The sequence below is a fragment of the Acidovorax sp. BL-A-41-H1 genome (assembly GCF_051942715.1).
Window position 1 is genome coordinate 1,074,477 of sequence record NZ_JBPVJQ010000003.1, and the last position, 13,195, is coordinate 1,087,671.

Below are 13,195 nucleotides of genomic sequence, written 5' to 3' on the forward strand. Positions count from 1 at the left end.
CCCAGGTGGACGACGCCCTCACTGCGGGGCGGCCCTTGCTCGGCGTCCCTCGCGCCGGGGGGCGCCAGTATCTGCGGCTGGTGGCTTGTCCGAGTGCCGTGAAGAATTGAACATATAAAGACCATGAATACCAACTCAGCGGGCATCGAGTTTCGCAACATCACCAAGCGCTACGGCAGCGGCAGCAGTGCGCCGCTGGCCGTCAAGGGCATCAGCTTCGAGGTGCCGCGTGGCACGCTCACCACCATCCTCGGCCCCTCGGGGTGCGGCAAGACGACCACGCTGCGCATGATTGCGGGGCTGGAGTCGCCCACGTCGGGCCAGATCCTCATCGGCGGGGTGGACGTGACCACGCTGGGCCCGGCGCAGCGCAACGTGAGCATGATGTTCCAGAGCTACGCGCTGTTCCCGCACATGAACGTGGTGGAGAACGTGATGTACGGCCTGCGCATGTCGGGCCAGGCCAAGGACCCCGCCCGTGCCAAAGCCGTGGAGGCGCTGCGCAGCGTGGGGCTGGTGGGTTTTGACGAGCGCCTGCCGAGCGAGCTGTCGGGCGGACAGCAGCAGCGTGTGGCGCTGGCCCGTGCGCTGGTGCTGGAGCCCGAGGTGCTGCTGTTTGACGAGCCCCTGTCCAACCTCGACGCCCGGCTGCGCCGCGAGATGCGCGAGGAGATTCGCGCGCTGCAGCAGCGGCTGTCGCTCACGGTGGCGTACGTCACGCACGACCAGGCCGAAGCCATGGCCGTGAGCGACCAGATCATCGTGATGGACCAGGGCCTGATCGCCCAGCGCGGCACCCCCCGCGCGCTGTACGAGACGCCTTCCAGCGAGTTCGTGGCCGGCTTCATGGGCGAGGCCATGCTGTTCCCCGGCACGGGGCAGGCTGACGGCACGGTGCAGCTGGGCCCGCTGGTGCTGCGCCCGCGCCTGGCGCCGCCCGCCGGCCCCGTGAAGGTGGCGGTACGCCCAGAGGCCTGGCGCATTGCGCGGCAGGCGGACCCGGCCACCCTGGCAGCCCGGCTGGTCCAGCTGGCGTATCTGGGCGGGGTGCACGAGTACACGTTCGAGACAGCGCTGGGGCGGGTGTTTGTGGTGTCGGGTGACCTGGACGACGTGCTGACCCCGGGCGACGAGGTGCACCTGTCCCTGGGCGTGCACGGTGTATCGGTGGTGGGCAGTACGGGCTAGGGCCTGTTCACACTATTTTTGCCAGTGCGAAGGCGATGCAAACCGCGCCAATCTAGGCGCGTGACGACGCCAAGGCCGGGGCCTTGGCTAGGAACGCAACAACGAGTGGCGCGGTTTGCATTGCCCTCCCTTCGGGTTGCAACCCAAAAGAGCCATCCGCGTCGTTGCCAAGCCTCGCTGGGGCCGCACCCCAGCTTCGTTTGGCGCCTAGCGCCTGGCTCTTTTGGATTGCAACGCATCTGGCAAAAATAGTGTGAACAGGCCCTAATCTGTTGCGTTGCGGAATAATGGCGCGATGAACCAACTCGACGCCCTCAAACAGTTCACCACCGTGGTTGCCGATACCGGCGACTTCAAGCAACTGGCGCAATTCCAGCCCCAGGACGCCACCACCAACCCGTCGCTGATCCTCAAGGCGGTGCAAAAGCCCGAATACGCGCCCCTGTTGCATGAAACCGTGGCGCGGTTCAAAGGCCGCCCCATGGACGAGATCATCGACCGCCTGCTGGTCCGCTTTGGCCGCGAGATCCTGGCCACCATCCCCGGCCGCGTCTCCACCGAAGTGGACGCCCGCCTGAGCTTTGACACCAGCGCCACCGTGACGCGCGCCGAACGCATCATCGAGCTGTACGAGGCCGAGGGCATCCACATCAACCGCGTGCTCATCAAGATCGCCGCCACCTGGGAGGGCATCAAGGCCGCCGAGCAGCTCGAACGCAAGGGCATCCACACCAACCTCACGCTACTGTTCTCGTTTGCGCAGGCCGTGGCTTGCGGGCAGGCCAAGGTGCAGCTCATCTCGCCCTTTGTCGGCCGCATCTACGACTGGTACAAGAAGCAGGCCGGCGCCAGCTGGGACGAGGCTGCGCGCGCAGGTGCCAACGACCCCGGCGTGCAGTCGGTGACGCAGATCTACAACCACTACAAGCGCTTTGGCATTGCCACCGAGGTGATGGGCGCGAGCTTTCGCAACGTGGGCCAGATCACGGCGCTGGCGGGGTGCGACCTGCTGACCATTGCGCCTGAACTGCTGGCGCAGCTGGCTGCGAGTGACGCGCCGCTGCAGCAGGCGCTGGATGCGGATGCTGCCCGGGACATGGACTTGCCCGCGGTGAACTATGACGAGGCGGGGTTCCGCTATGCGTTGAATGAGGATGCGATGGCGACGGAGAAGCTGGCCGAAGGCATCCGGGCGTTTGCGGTGGATGCGGTGAAGCTGGAGAAGCTGATTCTGGCCGTCTGAGTTTTTTCGCGTCTTTTTTGGGCGGCTGGTGCTTTTGGGCGCTGGCCGCTTTTGTTTTTTGGGGCCTCCTTTGGAGATCGGTTTCTACAGATCTGGCGGTGTGCTCGTGTTCAGGGCGGGAGCCGGGAGTCGCCCGGCGAGCGACTCACTTTCTTTTGCTTCGCCAAAAGAAAGTAAGCAAAGAAAAGGCGACCCTCAGTCTGCGACCCCTTCGCTTCGCTGCGGGGCAAACCTGCGCCGTGGCGGTTGCGGGGTGCGCCGTGGAACTCGCTTTGCGCTGCGCGCGCCGCTCGGACAGCCACGGCGAGTCAGATCACGAAGCAGCCGCGCACCTGCGCGACTGCCACCCCGCAACCGCCCCGGCGCAGGCGCAGCCAGAAGGGGTGGGGCGCCAAACAGCCGAACAGCCGAACAGCCATTCGGGTCATCGCTGCGCTCGACCCGTCATGGGTCGCGCTCGTCGCCAGCGGCGCTTGGCTGCGCGAGGCGCCTGCGCCCGCGAGATGGGGCCGAGCGAAGCAAAGGCCCGAATGGATGTCTGGTCCCCAATCCCCTCTGTATGCGCCGAGGAGCGCAGCGGGCGGGGTGGCGCGTGTGCCGAAGGACACACGCGCATCGTGAACTGACTCGCTGCGGCTGTTTGAGCGGAGCTGCAAGGCAGCGCAGCGAGTTCCGCAGCGCACCCCGCCCGCGAGCACCGCAGGTTGCCCCGTAGCGAAGCGCAGGGGACGCAGACAGCGGGGTCGCCTTTTCTTTGGTGACTTTCTTTTGGCGAGCCAAAAGAAAGTTACTCGCACGCCGGGCGACTCCCGGCCTCCGCCCTCAACTCAACCACGCGGTAGCCATCGCCAAGCCAGGCTTCGAACAGCTCAGCCCGAACGGTTTGAGGATGCGACCACCAACCATGCCAACGAGCCGAGCGACAAAACATGTCGCTATCAAATAAATAGCTATCCAGGCAAATAGAACAAGCGCTATCAGCCAATAACGCCAAAAATCACCCCTTCGGCAACCTCATCCCCACCCGCAACCCCTGCGGCTCCACCGCCTCCGCCACAGTTTCCCCCCCGTGCCGCAGCGCAATCTCCTCCACGATCGACAATCCCAGCCCACACCCACCCGGCTTGTCCGACCCACGCCAGAACCGCGCAAACAGGTCGCCCAGCTGCGCCGTAGCCACGCCAGGACCGTCGTCTTCGACAACCAGCAGCGCGCGGCGTGTTTCGGGGCAGGCGGCCACGCGCACCGTCACCGTGGCGCCCGCGCCTGCGTAGTGCAGGGCGTTGTCGATCAGGTTGTTGAGCGCCTCGCGCAACAGCAGGGGGTGGCCGCGCACGGCCAGCGTGTCGTCGCCTTCGTAGCCCAGGTCCATACCCAGCGTGAGTGCACGGGCGGCCCAGTCGCGCGCCACTTCGCGGGCCAGGGCGGCCAGGTCTACGGGCTGCATGTCCACGCTCGATTCGGAGCGCGCCAGCTGCAGCAGCTGGTGCACCAGGTGGGCGCTGCGCTGCGCGGCCGACAGCACCTTTTTCAGGCGCTCCTGCACCGCAGGCTCGTGGCTTTCGTGCAGGGCCAGTTCGGTCTGGCCAATCAGGCCGGCCAGCGGCGTGCGCAGCTGGTGGGCGGCGTCGTTGAGAAACCGTTTTTCCTTTTGCTGGCCGCGTGCCACGGCGTCCAGCAGGCGGTTGATGGTGCTGGCCAGCGAGCGCACTTCCTGCGGTGCCGAGGCCAGTTCGATGGGCGAGAACAGCAGTTGCGGCCCGCCCTGGGGCCGGGCACCGGCGCGTTCGATCTGTGCTTCCAGCCGCTTGAGCGGCTGCAGGCCGCGCGATACGCCGGCGTAGACCACGGCGCTCAGGGTCAGGCCCATCAGGAACATGGGCAGCAGCATCTGCTCGAGCAGCTCCTGCGCGATGCGCTCGCGCACCGTCAGGCTCTGCGCCACCTGCACGCGCAAGGTCTGGCGCGTTTGCGGGGTGCCGTAGTCCACGTCCAGCAGCGCCACGCGCACGGCGCGGTCGTCCACGCGGGCGTGGTAGAGGTAGGGGTCGCCCACCCGCACGGTCACGGGCGGCGGCGGGGGAAGCTGCGCGTTGCCCAGCAGGAAGCGGCCGGGCGGGGACGACACCATGTACGTGATGCGGTCGGCCGGGTCCTGCTCCAGGATGTCCTGCGCGGCCTTCGGAAAGTCCACCAGCAGCCCGTCGCCAATGGGCTTGATCTGCCGCGCCAGCGCCCGCACCGACTGCGTCAGCGTCTGGTCAATGCCTTTTTCGCCGTTCTGCAGCGCAATCCGCCACGCGAGGAAACCGCCCGACAGCCACAGCACCAGCTGCGGCAGCAGCAGCCACAGCAGCAGCTTGCGTTGAAGCGAAACACCCGGAACGTGGCGCATTGTTGCTTGCTATTTGAGGCGCTGTGCACCACTCGCGGCCGATGCAACTGGCGCTGGGTCAACGCGAGGACGGCCAGCAAGGGCCGCCCCGCAGCAAAGGCCGTCGTCCCCCTTCAAGGGGGAAGGCGCGCAGCGCCTCAGGGGGTGTCTCGTCACGGCCTGTTCAGCATGTACCCCAACCCCCGTATGTTGCGGATGTTGAGGTTGGTGGCATCGAGCTTGCGGCGCAGGCGGTGCACGTACACCTCCAGCGCATTCGAGTTGAGCGGGGCCGCCGTGCTCTGGCCGGGCTCGGGCGGGCCGGCGCGCCAGGCGGCCAGCACGTCGTCGCGCGTGACGACCTCGCCGCAGCGGTTGACCAGCAACTCCAGCAGCTCCCACTCGCGCTGCGTCAGTTCCAGGCGCTCGCCCTGCAGGTGTGCGGTGTGGGTGCCGTGGTCAAGCACCAGGGGGCCAATGGTGCTGCTCGGTCCGCCTGCGGCGCTGCTGGCCTGGGTGAATGCGGGCTGGCGCGCGCGCCGCAGCATGGCCTGCAGGCGGGCCTGCAGCTCCTGCATGTTGAAGGGCTTGGTGATGTAGTCGTCGGCCCCGGCGTTCAGGCCCAGGATGCGGTCTTCGACGCCGTCGCGCGCGGTCAGAATGAGCACCGGCAGACCGGCGATGTGCGAGCGCGCCCAGGTCAGCAGCTCCATGCCGTCGGCACCGGGCAGGCCCAGGTCCAGGATGATTCCGTCCACGGCACGCGCCTGCAATACCGCGGTGCCCTCGGCCACGCTGCTGGCGGTGCACACCTCAAACTCCAGTTGCTGAAGCTGGCCGGTCAATGCGTCCAGCAGCAGGGGGTCATCTTCAACAATGAGTATCGTGGCCATGGGTATTGAGCATAACAAAGCGCCCCTTGCCGGGCAGCCCGCCGACAGCCCGGCAGCTGGGTGTGCGGCCGGTTGCGCGGCCGTATTCCGGCTGCATGCAGCTTTTGTGACACATCCGGGAAACCCCTGATAAGTTCATTAATTATTGTAATTAAAGTACGGACTGCGCTGAACGGCACCCGGTATGCGGCGCACGAGAAGCACCACCGGTTCACAACATCGAGGAGACATGGGTATGTGGAAGATGACAAAAATTGCCGCTGTGGCGGTGGGCCTGGCGGCTGCAATGTCGGCCAGCGCGGGCGAGGTGGAAGTCCTGCATTACTGGACCTCCGGCGGCGAGGCCAAGTCGGTCGCCGAGCTCAAGAAGATCATGCAGGGCAAGGGCCACACGTGGCGCGACTTTGCCGTGGCCGGCGGCGGTGGCGACAGCGCCATGACCGTGCTCAAGAGCCGCGTGATCTCGGGCAACCCGCCATCCGCTGCGCAGACCAAGGGCCCGGCCATCCAGGAATGGGCTTCCGAAGGCGTGCTGGCCAACATGGACACCCTGGCCAAGGCCGAGAAGTGGGATGACCTGCTGCCCAAGGTGGTCGCCGACGTGATGAAGTACAAGGGCGCTTACGTGGCCGCCCCCGTCAACGTGCACCGCGTGAACTGGATGTGGGGCAGTGCAGACGCCCTGAAGAAGGCTGGCGTGGCCAGCATGCCCAAGAACTTCGACGAATTCTTTGCCGCGGCAGACAAGCTCAAGGCCGCTGGCCTGATTCCTGTGGCCCACGGCGGCCAGAACTGGCAGGACTTCACCACGTTTGAATCCGTGGTGCTGGGCGTGGGTGGTGCCAAGTTCTACCAGGATGCACTGGTCAAGCTCGACGCCGCGGCCATCAACAGCGACACCATGAAGAAGTCGCTGGAGACCTTCCGCCGCATCAAGTCGTACACCGACGCAGGCGCCCCCGGCCGCGACTGGAACCTGGCCACGGCCATGCTCATCCAGGGCAAGGCAGGCTTTCAGCTGATGGGCGACTGGGCCAAGGGTGAGTTCCTGGCCGCAGGCAAGGTGCCCGGCAAGGACTTCCTGTGCGCTGCCGCTCCGGGCACCGCCAACGCGTTCACCTTCAACGTCGATTCGTTCATCCTGTTCAAACTCAAGGACGCCGCCGCCCAGAAGGCGCAAAGCGACCTGGCCAGCTCCATCATGAGCCCCGAGTTCCAGGAAGTGTTCAACCTGAACAAGGGCTCCATCCCGGTGCGTGCCGGCATGAAGATGGACAAGTTCGACGATTGCGCCAAGGCCTCGGCCAAGGACTTTGCAGACACCGCCAAGAGCGGCAGCCTGGTGCCCAGCACGGCCCACGGCATGGCGATCCCGCCTGCCACCGAAGGCGCCATCAAGGACGTGGTCAGCCAGTTCTGGAACGACGACAAGGTGACCGTGGCTGACGCCATGAAGAAGATCGCGGCCGCCGCGAAGACCAAGTAATCCGCGTGCTGCACGCACACTAAAACCAAACCCCCGAGGGATCTCATCATGATGAAAAGAAACCGCCTGACGGCGGTGGCTTTGGCCGCCGCATGCCTGACCGGCTTGTCAAATGGCGCCATGGCCATGGAAGTCGCAGGCTTTGAATTCAACGGCTACTCACGTGGCGGCCCGGTGTTCAACCACGAAGACGGCGTCAAGGGCGGCCTCACCCTGGGCGGCGAACTGCAGAAGTTCCGTCTGGGCAACGAAGGCGACAACGGCATCGAAGTGAACTTTGCCCGCACCTTCGATGTTGGCGGCGTCAAGTGGAAGGTCAACTACATGCCCGCCAAGTGGGGCAGTGGCGACATCAGCACCGAGCAGGCTTTTGTGGAAATGAGCGGCTTCTCGTTCGCTCCCGAGGCCAAGTTCTGGGCCGGCCAGCGCCGCCTGCGCATCCAGGACGTGCACATCGTCGACAACTTCCTGATGAACTACGGCGACAACCAGGGCGCTGGCGTCACCGACATCCCGATCGGCGGCATGAAGCTGGGCGTGGGCGTGTTCACGGGCGACAAGTTTGACAGCAACCAGCCCGCCAACGTGAAGGCGCGTCGCATCAACGCCGACCTGTCCGAAATCAACACCAACCCTGGCGGCAAGCTGCGCGTGCTGCTGACCGCAGTGTCGGGCTCGGGTCAGGTCAACGGCGGTTCGGGTTCGGGCATCTCGGTGTCGCACAACCAGAAGGACTTCTTGATCCCTGGCCTGAGCAACGCCCTGTTTGTGCAGACATCCAGCGGTCACGCCCGCATCGATGGTCAGTTTGAGTCCATCGATGGCAAGTCGGCAGGCAAGCGCGTGTTCCGCATCGCCGACTCGATCAACTGGCAACGTGGCGCGTTTGGCGGGCAGGCACTGATTGCCTACCAGACCAACAAGGCGGACGTGACCGGCGTGGAGACCAAGGACTTCTCGCTGGGTGGCCGTGGCTCGTATGCGTTCACCAAGAACTTCAAGGGCCTGGCTGAAGTGTCGACCACGACCCGCAAGGGCACAGGCCCGGACCAGCGCCTGTCCAAGGTCACGCTGGCCGGCGCCCTGGCCCTGTCGGAAGATTTCTGGTCGCGCCCCGAGCTGCGCCTGTACGTAACCAAGGCCAACTGGAACCAGGCAGCGGCACTCGCCAATGCTGCCTCGTTCGGGGCCAATGGCAAGACTTCGCGCACGCTGGTGGGTGTGCAGTACGAAGTCTGGTGGTAAGAGCCTGCCAGCGATCCCGCAGGGGATCGTTGGCAGACCCTGAAAGAGTCTGCGAGTTAGTCTGAAGTTACTTTGTTCATTGGGGGGCACTCCGCGTGCCCCCCTTTTTTGATATGCGTTACACGCACAACCCATGTTTGCAGCCATGAAAACTGACCCCCATGCTCCGCCGCTGCGCGGGTCGCTGCCCCCGGTGCGCGTGCGCCTTCCGATGGAGGTGCAACGGCCATGAAGCACAACACCTTTGAAACCTGGCTGCCCAAGCTGGTGGTGGCCCCGGCCTTTGTGCTGGGCTTCGCGTTCATCTATGGCCTGATGGTCTGGAACGGCGTGCTCAGCCTGACCGTGTCGCGCATGCTGCCCAACTACGAATGGGCAGGCCTGGCGCAGTACGAGCGCCTGTGGGAGATGGACCGCTGGTGGGTGGCCCTGAAAAACCTGGGCATTTTTGGTGTGGGCTACGTGGGTGGCTCGCTGCTGATCGGCGTGCTGCTGGCCGTGCTGCTGGACCAGAAGATCCGGGCCGAAGGCGCGCTGCGCACCATCTACCTGTACCCCATGGCGCTGTCGTTCGTGGTCACGGGCACGGCCTGGAAGTGGCTGCTGAACCCGGGCCTGGGCATCGAGAAAATGGTCCGCGACTGGGGCTTCCCCAATTTTGAATTCGGCTGGCTGGTCGACACCGACATGGCCATTTACTGCGTGGTCATCGCGGGTATCTGGCAGAGCGCGGGCTTTGCCATGGCGCTGTTCCTGGCTGGTTTGCGCGGCATTGACGACAGCATCATCAAGGCCGCACAGGTCGACGGTGCATCGCTGCCCCGCATCTACTGGCGCATCGTGCTGCCCGCGCTGCGTCCGGTGTTCTTTTCCACGCTCATGGTGCTGTCGCACCTGGCCATCAAGAGCTTTGACCTGGTGATGGCGCTCACGGCCGGCGGCCCCGGCTTTGCCACTGATGTGCCTGCCACCTTCATGTACACGATGTCGTTCTCGCGCGGGCAGATCGGCCTGGGCGCCGCCAGCGCCACCATGATGCTGGCCACCGTGGCGGCACTGGTCATCCCTTACCTCTACAGCGAACTGCGGAGCAAGCCCCATGACCGCTAAGCCCTCCCTCTTTCCATCGCTCGGTCGCCTGCTGGTGTATGCCGTGCTGGCCCTGGCCACCGCGTTCTTCCTGCTGCCGCTGTACGCCATGCTGGTCACCTCGTTCAAGGATGCCGAGGAGATCCGCAGCACATCGCTGCTGGCGCTGCCCGCGGCACTGAACTGGTCGGCCTGGGGCACGGCATGGTCCAGCGCCTGCACGGGTGTGGATTGCAATGGCCTGCGCCCGTTCTTCTGGAACTCGGTGTCCATGGCCGTGCCCGCGGTGCTGATCTCCACCGTGTGGGGTGCGCTCAATGGCTACGTGCTCAGCCTGTGGAAGTTTCGCGGCAGCGATGCGCTGTTCGGCATGCTGCTGTTTGGCGTGTTCATGCCGTTCCAGGTGGTGCTGCTGCCCATGAGCCAGGTGCTGGGCTGGCTGGGGCTGTCGAGCTCCATCACCGGGTTGGTGCTGGTGCACTGCCTGGCGGGGTTGGCCGGTACCACGCTGTTCTTTCGCAACTACTACGCGGCCATCCCCAAAGAACTGGTGAACGCGGCGCGCATGGATGGCGCGAGCTTCTTCCAGATCTTCTGGCGCATCGTGCTGCCGCTGTCCACGCCCATCGTCATGGTCACGCTGATCTGGCAGTTCACCAATATCTGGAACGACTTCCTGTTCGGTGTGGTGTTCTCGGGCACCGAATCCAAGCCCGTCACCGTGGGGCTGAACAACCTGGCCAACACCTCCAGCAGCGTGAAGGCCTACAACGTGGACATGGCCGCCGCCATCATCGCGGGCCTGCCCACGATGGTGATCTATGTGCTGGCAGGAAAGTTTTTTGTGCGCGGGCTCACCGCTGGCGCAGTCAAAGGTTAAGAGGGTAAGGGAAAGATCATGGCGTCATCACTCGACATCGCAGGCATCAACAAGCGCTTCGGCAAGGGCGACAAGAGCGTGGAGGTGCTGCGCAAGGTGGACATCCACGTTGCGCCCGGCGAGTTCCTCATCCTGGTGGGCCCTTCGGGCTGCGGCAAGTCCACGCTGCTCAACATCATCGCAGGGCTCGATGAGCCCACCGAGGGCGAGATCCGCATTGGCGGCAAGAACGTGGTGGGCATGCCCCCGCGCGACCGCGACATCGCCATGGTGTTCCAGAGCTACGCGCTCTACCCCACCTTGAGCGTGGCCGACAACATCGGTTTTGCGCTGGAGATGCGCAAGATGCCCAAGCCCCAGCGGCAAAAGCGCATCGACGAAGTCGCGGCCATGCTGCAGATCAGCCACCTGCTGGACCGCCGGCCCAGCCAGCTCTCGGGCGGGCAGCGCCAGCGTGTGGCCATGGGGCGGGCGCTGGCACGCCAGCCGCAGCTCTTTCTGTTTGACGAGCCCCTTTCCAACCTCGACGCCAAGCTGCGCGTGGAGATGCGCGCCGAAATCAAGCGCCTGCACCAGGCCAGCGGCATCACCAGCGTGTATGTCACGCACGACCAGGTCGAGGCCATGACGCTGGGCTCGCGCATTGCGGTGATGAAAGGCGGCGTGGTGCAGCAGCTCGGCACGCCCGACGAGATCTACAACCGCCCGGCCAATACGTACGTGGCCACCTTCATCGGCTCGCCCACCATGAACCTGCTGCGCGGCACGCCGCAGGCGGGGCAGTTCGGGCTCAAGGGTGCGTCGCTGGATCTGGCGGCGCCCCAGCAGTCCGAAGAAATGATGCTGGGCGTGCGGCCCGAGCACCTGGTGCTGGACGACGCCGCCCCCTGGCGCGGTGAGGTCAGCGTGGTGGAGCCCACTGGGCCCGACACCTATGTGGTGGTGGACACCGCCGCCGGCAACGTCACCCTGCGCACCGACGCCCAGACCCGCGTGCGCCCCGGCGACCGCGTGGGCCTGAGCGTGGCACCGGCCCACGCGCACTGGTTCGACGCCAAGACCGAAGCGCGCGTCGCCTGAGCAAGCGACCGCCGGCGCTGCCCGGCGGGCGATGCGGGCCCGGGCGGCAGCGCTGGCGGTGGCTGTGGCGCGTGCGCCCATCAGACTGGCTGCTGGCGAACAGCCCCAGCCCGCGGGCATGCCGCACAGGCTTTTTGTTACCGCTGCAGGCCCTATTTCAGGTAAAAACAGCCTGTAGTGCTTGTTCCAATTGCCCTCATAGCTATTAAAAATATAGCATTTGGGTGAATCCCCAGCAGCCCTTGCCCACCATGCCTCCTTCACTCCCCCTGCGCCTGCTGGCCGACATCGGCGGCACCAACATCCGGCTTGCCTGGCAGGCCGCGCCCCACGGCCCGCTGCACGACACGCGTGTGCTGCCCTGCGCCCAGTACCCCACCGTGGATGCCGCCCTGCAGGCCTACCTGCACGAGGTGGGCATCGCCACCCCGCGCGAGGCCGCCTTCGGCATTGCCAACCCGGTCACTGGCGACGCCATCCGCATGACCAACCACAGCTGGAGCTTTTCGCAGCGCGCCGTGCGCGAGGCCTTTGGCTTTGAGCGCTTGGTGGTCATCAACGACTTCACTGCGCTGGCCCTGGCGCTGCCCCTGCTCACGCCCGACCTGCTGCGCCCCGTGGGCGGAGGCGAGGCCGTGCCCGGCGCAGCGATTGCGCTGGTGGGCCCGGGCACCGGCCTGGGCGTGTCGGGCCTGGTGTTTCCGCCCGGTTCGTCGGCGGGCGTACCGCTGTCGGGCGAAGGCGGCCACGTCACGCTGGCCGCGCAGACGCAACGCGAATTCGATGTGCTGGCCATCCTGCAAGAGCGCTACGGCCATGTCTCGGCCGAGCGCGCCGTGTGTGGCGCGGGGCTGGTGGACCTGTACCACGCGCTGCGCCGCCTGGCCCAGCGCGGCGGCAAAGAGGTGAGCTCCGCCGCGCAAGTGACCGAGCTGGCCCTGCAGGCCAACGATGCGCTGGCGCTGGAGGCGCTGGACCTGTTCTGCGGTTTTTTAGGCAGCGTGGCCGGCAACCTGGCGCTTACGCTGGGTGCGCGCGGCGGCGTGTACCTGGGCGGCGGCATCGTGCCGCGGCTGGGCACGTGGTTTGACCAGTCATCGTTCCGCACGCGGTTCGAGGCCAAAGGGCGGTTTCAGCCGTATCTGGGGGGTATTCCGGTCTGGGTGATCGACCCCGGCGCCACCCCTGCGCTGTACGGCGCATCCCGCGCGCTCGACATCGCGGGTTCGGCGCCATGACCAGCGCGGACCTGCCGCCCCAGCCGCCCGCGCTGCAACTGGGCGGCATCCACCACGTGGCCATCATTGCGGGCGACTACGCCCGCTCGCGCCGCTTCTACACCGAGGTGCTGGGCCTGCGCGTGGTGCACGAGGTGTTCCGCGCCGAACGCCAGTCATACAAGCTCGACCTGGCGCTGCCCGACGGCACGCAGGTGGAGCTGTTTTCGTTCCCCAGCCCGCCACCGCGGCCGTCCTACCCAGAGGCCTGCGGCCTGCGCCACCTGGCGCTGCGCGTGGACGACATGGATGCCAGCCTGGCCGCGCTTGTAGCCCACGGCGTGACGGCAGAACCGGTGCGCATCGATCCATTCACCGGGGCACGCTTCACCTTCATCGCAGACCCGGACGGCCTGCCCATCGAACTGGTGGAACGCCTGCGCTGACCGGGCAGGTACCTTCTTCACAGACCCAAAACAAAAGGGCCCCGAGGGCCCCCA

Annotated in this window: 11 protein-coding genes; 9 read left to right on the forward strand and 2 right to left on the reverse strand. The window is 66.0% G+C overall.

The window, feature by feature from the left end:
• Positions 1-123 precede the first annotated feature (123 nt).
• Together ACTPOI_RS05815 and tal are read left to right on the forward strand one after the other, a co-directional pair.
• Positions 124-1,188, forward strand: coding sequence for an ABC transporter ATP-binding protein (locus tag ACTPOI_RS05815; protein WP_440107301.1), 1,065 nt, complete (start codon positions 124-126; stop codon positions 1,186-1,188).
• A gap of 295 nt (positions 1,189-1,483) precedes the next feature.
• Entirely contained in the window at positions 1,484-2,431 is a 948-nt protein-coding gene (gene tal, locus ACTPOI_RS05820) for a transaldolase (RefSeq protein ID WP_440107303.1), read from the forward strand.
• Positions 2,432-3,428: 997 nt separating this feature from the next.
• On the opposite strand, the gene ACTPOI_RS05825 is transcribed toward tal, so the two are convergent.
• Positions 3,429-4,826, reverse strand: a complete 1,398-nt coding sequence (locus ACTPOI_RS05825) for a sensor histidine kinase (RefSeq protein WP_440107305.1) — start codon at positions 4,824-4,826, stop codon at positions 3,429-3,431.
• Between the two features lie 152 nt (positions 4,827-4,978).
• Entirely contained in the window at positions 4,979-5,698 is a 720-nt protein-coding gene (locus ACTPOI_RS05830; protein ID WP_440107307.1) for a response regulator transcription factor, read from the reverse strand.
• Positions 5,699-5,933: 235 nt separating this feature from the next.
• Between ACTPOI_RS05830 and ACTPOI_RS05835 the strand changes: the two genes are divergently transcribed.
• The 7 genes from ACTPOI_RS05835 (at position 5,934) to gloA2 (ending at position 13,141) form a co-directional block, all read left to right on the forward strand.
• Positions 5,934-7,184 (forward strand): ABC transporter substrate-binding protein, encoded by a 1,251-nt coding sequence (locus tag ACTPOI_RS05835; RefSeq protein ID WP_440107309.1) that lies wholly within the window; start codon positions 5,934-5,936, stop codon positions 7,182-7,184.
• A gap of 126 nt (positions 7,185-7,310) precedes the next feature.
• Entirely contained in the window at positions 7,311-8,429 is a 1,119-nt protein-coding gene (locus tag ACTPOI_RS05840) for a carbohydrate porin (protein ID WP_440108274.1), read from the forward strand.
• 228 nt (positions 8,430-8,657) lie between these two features.
• The gene (locus ACTPOI_RS05845) at positions 8,658-9,539 is read left to right on the forward strand and encodes a carbohydrate ABC transporter permease (protein ID WP_291519627.1); all 882 of its coding nucleotides are present in this window, start codon (positions 8,658-8,660) and stop codon (positions 9,537-9,539) included.
• The gene (locus ACTPOI_RS05850; RefSeq protein WP_300455010.1) at positions 9,529-10,398 is read left to right on the forward strand and encodes a carbohydrate ABC transporter permease; all 870 of its coding nucleotides are present in this window, start codon (positions 9,529-9,531) and stop codon (positions 10,396-10,398) included. The genes ACTPOI_RS05845 and ACTPOI_RS05850 overlap by 11 nt, the downstream gene beginning before the upstream one ends.
• An 18-nt stretch (positions 10,399-10,416) precedes the next feature.
• Positions 10,417-11,478: an ABC transporter ATP-binding protein gene (locus ACTPOI_RS05855; RefSeq protein ID WP_440107312.1), complete on the forward strand. Its 1,062-nt coding sequence runs from the start codon at positions 10,417-10,419 to the stop codon at positions 11,476-11,478.
• A 251-nt stretch (positions 11,479-11,729) separates the two neighbouring features.
• Positions 11,730-12,716, forward strand: coding sequence for a glucokinase (gene glk, locus ACTPOI_RS05860; protein ID WP_440107314.1), 987 nt, complete (start codon positions 11,730-11,732; stop codon positions 12,714-12,716).
• On the forward strand, positions 12,713-13,141 hold the full coding sequence (gene gloA2, locus ACTPOI_RS05865) for an SMU1112c/YaeR family gloxylase I-like metalloprotein (protein WP_440107316.1): 429 nt from the start codon (positions 12,713-12,715) through the stop codon (positions 13,139-13,141). Before glk ends, gloA2 begins: the two co-directional genes overlap by 4 nt.
• The last annotated feature ends 54 nt before the right edge of the window (positions 13,142-13,195 follow it).

What these genes read in the sequence shown, in the direction of transcription:
- ACTPOI_RS05855 (WP_440107312.1), top strand. Translation starts at nt 10,417, where the DNA reads ATGGCGTCATCACTCGACATCGCAGGCATCAACAAGCGCTTCGGCAAG.
- ACTPOI_RS05850 (WP_300455010.1), top strand. Translation starts at nt 9,529, where the DNA reads ATGACCGCTAAGCCCTCCCTCTTTCCATCGCTCGGTCGCCTGCTGGTG.
- ACTPOI_RS05825 (WP_440107305.1), bottom strand. Translation starts at nt 4,826, where the DNA reads ATGCGCCACGTTCCGGGTGTTTCGCTTCAACGCAAGCTGCTGCTGTGG.
- ACTPOI_RS05815 (WP_440107301.1), top strand. Translation starts at nt 124, where the DNA reads ATGAATACCAACTCAGCGGGCATCGAGTTTCGCAACATCACCAAGCGC.
- ACTPOI_RS05830 (WP_440107307.1), bottom strand. Translation starts at nt 5,698, where the DNA reads ATGGCCACGATACTCATTGTTGAAGATGACCCCCTGCTGCTGGACGCA.
- ACTPOI_RS05840 (WP_440108274.1), top strand. Translation starts at nt 7,311, where the DNA reads ATGGAAGTCGCAGGCTTTGAATTCAACGGCTACTCACGTGGCGGCCCG.
- gloA2 (WP_440107316.1), top strand. Translation starts at nt 12,713, where the DNA reads ATGACCAGCGCGGACCTGCCGCCCCAGCCGCCCGCGCTGCAACTGGGC.
- ACTPOI_RS05835 (WP_440107309.1), top strand. Translation starts at nt 5,934, where the DNA reads ATGTGGAAGATGACAAAAATTGCCGCTGTGGCGGTGGGCCTGGCGGCT.
- glk (WP_440107314.1), top strand. Translation starts at nt 11,730, where the DNA reads ATGCCTCCTTCACTCCCCCTGCGCCTGCTGGCCGACATCGGCGGCACC.
- tal (WP_440107303.1), top strand. Translation starts at nt 1,484, where the DNA reads ATGAACCAACTCGACGCCCTCAAACAGTTCACCACCGTGGTTGCCGAT.
- ACTPOI_RS05845 (WP_291519627.1), top strand. Translation starts at nt 8,658, where the DNA reads ATGAAGCACAACACCTTTGAAACCTGGCTGCCCAAGCTGGTGGTGGCC.